The sequence below is a fragment of the Corynebacterium sp. HMSC29G08 genome, from assembly GCF_001806875.1.
GTDB lineage: Bacteria > Actinomycetota > Actinomycetes > Mycobacteriales > Mycobacteriaceae > Corynebacterium.
In genome coordinates, this window is record NZ_KV786276.1 from 1 (window position 1) to 4,795 (window position 4,795).

A 4,795-nucleotide genomic window follows, 5' to 3' on the forward strand; every position below is an offset into this window, starting at 1 on the left:
ACTATCGAGTTCTCAAACAACACACGCACACCCCGCCAGAACCATTCTCGGCTCTAAGCGAAAGCAGCTTGTACGACACTACAGTTTCGATCTATCTGTTGTCAACCCGGCGTTTAAACCTTGGTTTCTTACAGTTCATTAGACCGTAACCTTTATGCGATTAGATCGTTCCTTCTCCCCGGCCGAACCGGCTCGAAGCAACGGATGAAGATATAACCATGAATGGAAAGACCTGGCAAATCACCAGGTCAAATGGTATAAACCTGGATCAGTGGTACGTCGCTAAGGGGCCATTAGGACCCTGGATGACCTGGACCGGCGTGTTGAAGATCTGGGTGAGCAAGTCATCCCTCATGATCTGTTCCGGCGTGCCAAAGGCGACGACCTGGCCGTTCTTCGCAGCACAGATGTAGTCCGCGTATCGGGCCGCGAAGTTGATGTCATGCAAAACAATGACCACGGTGCGGCCAAGTTCGCGCGCGGCTGCCTTCAGGTGCTGCATCATGTCCACGCTGTGGGCGATGTCCAGGTTATTTAAGGGCTCGTCAAGCAGGACGTATTCGGTTTCCTGGCAGAGCACCATCGCCACATATGCTCGCTGACGCTGTCCACCGGAGAGCTGGTCCAAGAACCTGTTCTCCAGTTCACGCAGGTCTAAAAAGTCGATGTACTTAGAAACAATCTGCTCGTCCTCAGCTGTCAGGCGACCGCCGGAGTACGGGAAGCGCCCGAAACCGACAAGTTGGCGCACTGTAAGACGCGTAACAAAGTGGTTTTCCTGACGCAGGATGGACACCACTTTCGCGAGGTCTTTGGACTTAGTGCTGGCCACATCCATCTGGCCGACTGCGATAGCGCCCTCGTCGATATCCAACAGCCGACCAATCATGGTCAGCAGCGTGGACTTGCCTGCCCCATTGGGCCCCACGAGTGCAGTAATGCCCCCGGCAGGAATGTCCAGGTCAACAGGCCCGATAGTGGTTTCTTCGGAATAGTCTTTACGAACGCGTGAAAGCGTAATCACAGCCTCCCCTTTCTCAAGATCACGACGAGGAACGTCAAGCCACCGACCAGCTCGATAATGATGGACACGACACCCTGCGCGTAAAACACATGGTTCATCAGGAAATACGCACTGGTCAGAATGCAAAATCCCATCAGTGCCGCCATTGGCAGCAGGTACCGATGGTCGTAGGTGTCAGCGAATTGATACGTCAATGTCGCCACCAGAAAGCCGAGGAAGGTCATTGGTCCAACCAACGCGGTCGACACTGCCATCAGCACCGCCACCAACACCAAGATATAAATCGCATTACCGCGGAAGCTCACGCCCAAATTCGTGGCGGCATTTCGGCCCAACCCCAGCACGTTCAAATACCGTGCGCGCAGCAGAATAAGCACCACCGCCGCCGCTACCAGTGGAAGTGCAATTGGGTAGTACGAAGGGTCAGCGTTATTGACTGAGCCGAAGAGTCGTGCTGTCAGCACATCAAAGTCACTCGGGGTGAGCATGCGCTGCATAAACGTAGACACACTGGCCAGGCCACCACCAAGCACGATGCCAACCAGCAGCATCGCGTGCAGGTTCGCCTCACTGTTGCTCAGCAACCAGGAGTACAGCACCAGTGACAGGCCAATCATCAACGCAACCTGCAGCACGAACATACTGGTCGTTCGCCCTTGCAGCAGACCAGTGACACCAAAGAAGTAGATGGTAGCTGTATGGATAGCCACGTACAGCGACTCAAAGCCCATGATTGAAGGCGTGAGGATGCGGTTATTGGTGATGGTTTGGAACGCAACCGTCGCAAAGCCTTGGCACACTGCAACAATCGCCATCGCGGTCACGGCTGTAAGCCGGCGCTGCGCAATCAGCCAGTAGCCGCGGGAGCCGAACTCCATCGGGTTGTTGTACGCCAACAGCCCAGCAGCGCATGTCATAGCCACCACCAGCAGCACTCCCATGACCACCCAGTAGCGCTTTTTGCTTGTCGACGTTGCGAAGCTGCCCACCGAACGATTAGCCACGCCGCACCTGCTTCACAATCAAAGCGATAAACACCACAGCACCAACCACACCCAAGATAACCGACACCGGCATTTCAAACGGTGCGATGACAGTGCGGCCAAGAATGTCGCACACGGTCACAATCGTGATGCCAAGCAGGCAGACCCACGGGAGGTTGGAGCGCAGATCGTCGCCACGCATCATGCTCACAATGTTCGGGACGATCAAACCCAGGAACGGCAAATTTCCCACCGTGACCGTGACCACACCGGTGGCGATGGCAACCAGCGAGGTCCCCACCAACACAACCCGGTTGTAATTCAGTCCAATATTGGTGGCGATATCCTCCCCCAGCCCCGCCGCAGTAAGCCTGTCCGCGTAGAAGAACACGGCGATGACGACCGCAAGCACGATCCACAAGACCTCGTACTGACCAGCGATGACGCTGGTAAAGGACCCGGCAAACCACACCCCCAGGGACTGCAGCAGGTCTGTTTTCAGCGCGAAGAACGTGGACACAGAACTCACAACTGCACCGAGCATGATGCCCACAATCGGCACAATCAGGCTTGAACGTAGCGTCACTTTGCGCAGGAAAGCGAAAAACACCATGGTGCCCACAAACGCGAATACCACAGCCATGACCATGCGCGTCATGATGGTGCCGTTTGGAAACAGCACATATGATGTCAACAGACCAAGCCCAGCCCACTCCGTCGTACCTGTTGTGGTCGGTTCCACAAAACGGTTCTGCGTCAGCATTTGCATAATTAGTCCGCACATTGCCATCGCCGCGCCAGCGAGCACGAGCGCGATAGTGCGTGGAACTCGGGTGATTTGGAACATCTCCCACCCGTCAGCAGATCCCAGAATGTCGTATTGCCCCACCGCCATTGACGCTATAAGGAGCGCCACGACGGCGAGGCAAGCCAACCCTAGCTTCTTAGTCACGTTGTACGACGTTACTTGATGTTAGGTAAGGGTTACTTATTGGCTTCAAAAAGCTCTGCGAGCTGGTTGAGGATCTCGGTGTACGTCAGGATCGACTCGTTGGTGTAGGTGTCATTCGGAGCGACGTAGACGTGGCCCTCCTTGATCGCGGTGACATTCTGCAGGGCGGCGGAATCGGTCAGCACGCTCAGTGCGGCCGGGGAGTCCGTCTTGATCGCTGCGTCGCGGTCAAGCGCCAGGATCCAGTCCGGGTTAGAGTCAGCGATCGCCTCAACAGAGATGTCGTCGCCCTGGTGATCGTTCGTACCTCCAGCAATCTCCAGTGCCGGAGTGAAACCGATCAGGTCAAACAGCGGACCCCAGACGCGGCCAACGCCCGGTGCAACGTAACCAATCTCACCACCCGAGACGTTCACACCCATGACGGTCTGCTCCGGGTTGTACGCCTCACGCGCGCGAACGATTGCCTTAGTGAAGTCCTCAACAACCTTCTCAGCCTCGGCCTGCTTGCTGAAGACCTCGCCAAGCTCCAGGGTCTGGCGGATCAGCTCACGATCGAACGGCTCGCCCTCACGAGGTTCGAACTCCAGCAGCACTGCGTCCGGAACGAGCGTTTCAATCTCCTGGTCGTATTTCCTGAAGCGCTGGCCAGAGACGACGACATCCGGGTCGGCAGCAACAATTGCCTCGAGGTTCGGCTCACGGTGGTTGCCGATATCCACGATGCTCTCATCATCCTTCAGTCCCGGGATGGTCTTCGGCACCAGCGCGCGCGCAGCAGCAACCGGCTTCACGCCCCAAGCGTCCAGCAGCTCGAAGGAGCGGTTGTCCAAAGCGACGACGCGCTTCGGCGGAACCGGCACCGTCTTCTCGCCGTAGTTGTCGGTGACTGTTACGGTGCCGTTTGCAGACTTAGAAGCCTGAGATGCTTCAGCTGCAGAGGTGGTTGCTTCGGAAGCCTCAGCAGCGGTGCTGGAGGTGGCCTCGGAGGAAGACTCGGTGGAGGAGCAAGCGCCAAGCGCGAGGGCACTTGCGGTGACTACTGCGACGAGCGCGGTACGGGAAAAACGGATCATGTTCGTCCTTCTCTTAGATACGGAGGTTAGGATTACCTCGCCTACCTTAGGGCACGCACACCTACATTCCAAGCATTACCCCCGTGTATAACAGTAAACCTCAAGGTCACAGCAAGAAAATTAAAGACTCACTTGCACCGTATTAGTGCTAAACGGTCCATCTTGGGTTAGTGGTTGAAGAGTAACTGCTGTATTTCTTCTGGCCATTCGTCTTCCGGTGCATAGTCTTCATCCCAGCCTTCGTCCGGTTCTCGGTCAGGGCGTACCGGTTCAAAAAAGTCGGATATTTGCGGTGTCTTCACCGGCTCGGGCAGTACTGCTTTGATTGGGAAGGTCAGTCCGTACTCTTCCTCCAACGCTGTGATCTGCGCATTGGCGATCTCCAGGTTGTGGTGCTGGTCAAAATCATCCAGGATTTTATGCCCCTTCGCATAAAACTGCGCCACCACGCTGCGACGCTGGCAAACCTGTGCAAGGTTGCTCTTCCACCGTGGCGCCGCCGCGTTCGTATTGTGTGCAATCAGGCTATCCGGGGTGCAGGTTTCATACGTGCCGTTAGCAAAAAGCCATAAGATTTCACCAGTATCAGGATCTGGAATGTAAAAGCCACGTTTATCGGTCTTTAAATTGTGGTGTTTTTGACACAACGGGTACAGGTTATCTGGTGTGGTTTTCCCACCCTGACCAAAAGGGATTCGGTGATCTAGCTGGCATAACTGCGACGGCATTGTGCAGCCTGGGAACACACAATGCGTATGAC

General features: G+C 55.8%; 5 protein-coding genes. All 5 read right to left on the minus strand.

Features of this window, described 5'->3' with window-relative positions; translation table 11 throughout:
- Positions 1-268 precede the first annotated feature (268 nt).
- Complete coding sequence (locus tag HMPREF3101_RS10690; protein WP_052205101.1) at positions 269-1,024, minus strand: iron ABC transporter ATP-binding protein; 756 nt, start codon at positions 1,022-1,024, stop codon at positions 269-271.
- Entirely contained in the window at positions 1,021-1,965 is a 945-nt protein-coding gene (locus HMPREF3101_RS10695; RefSeq protein WP_083280226.1) for an iron chelate uptake ABC transporter family permease subunit, read from the minus strand. Before HMPREF3101_RS10695 ends, HMPREF3101_RS10690 begins: the two co-directional genes overlap by 4 nt.
- Before the next feature lie 55 nt (positions 1,966-2,020).
- Positions 2,021-2,959: an ABC transporter permease gene (locus HMPREF3101_RS10700; RefSeq protein WP_070465469.1), complete on the minus strand. Its 939-nt coding sequence runs from the start codon at positions 2,957-2,959 to the stop codon at positions 2,021-2,023.
- Positions 2,960-2,991: 32 nt separating this feature from the next.
- Positions 2,992-4,035 carry a siderophore ABC transporter substrate-binding protein gene (locus HMPREF3101_RS10705; RefSeq protein WP_070465471.1) on the minus strand — a complete coding sequence of 348 codons (1,044 nt, stop codon included), beginning with the start codon at positions 4,033-4,035 and terminating at the stop codon, positions 2,992-2,994.
- Positions 4,036-4,202: 167 nt separating this feature from the next.
- A partial coding sequence (locus HMPREF3101_RS10710) for an HNH endonuclease signature motif containing protein (RefSeq protein ID WP_141737446.1) occupies positions 4,203-4,795 on the minus strand: 593 nt, incomplete at its 5' end.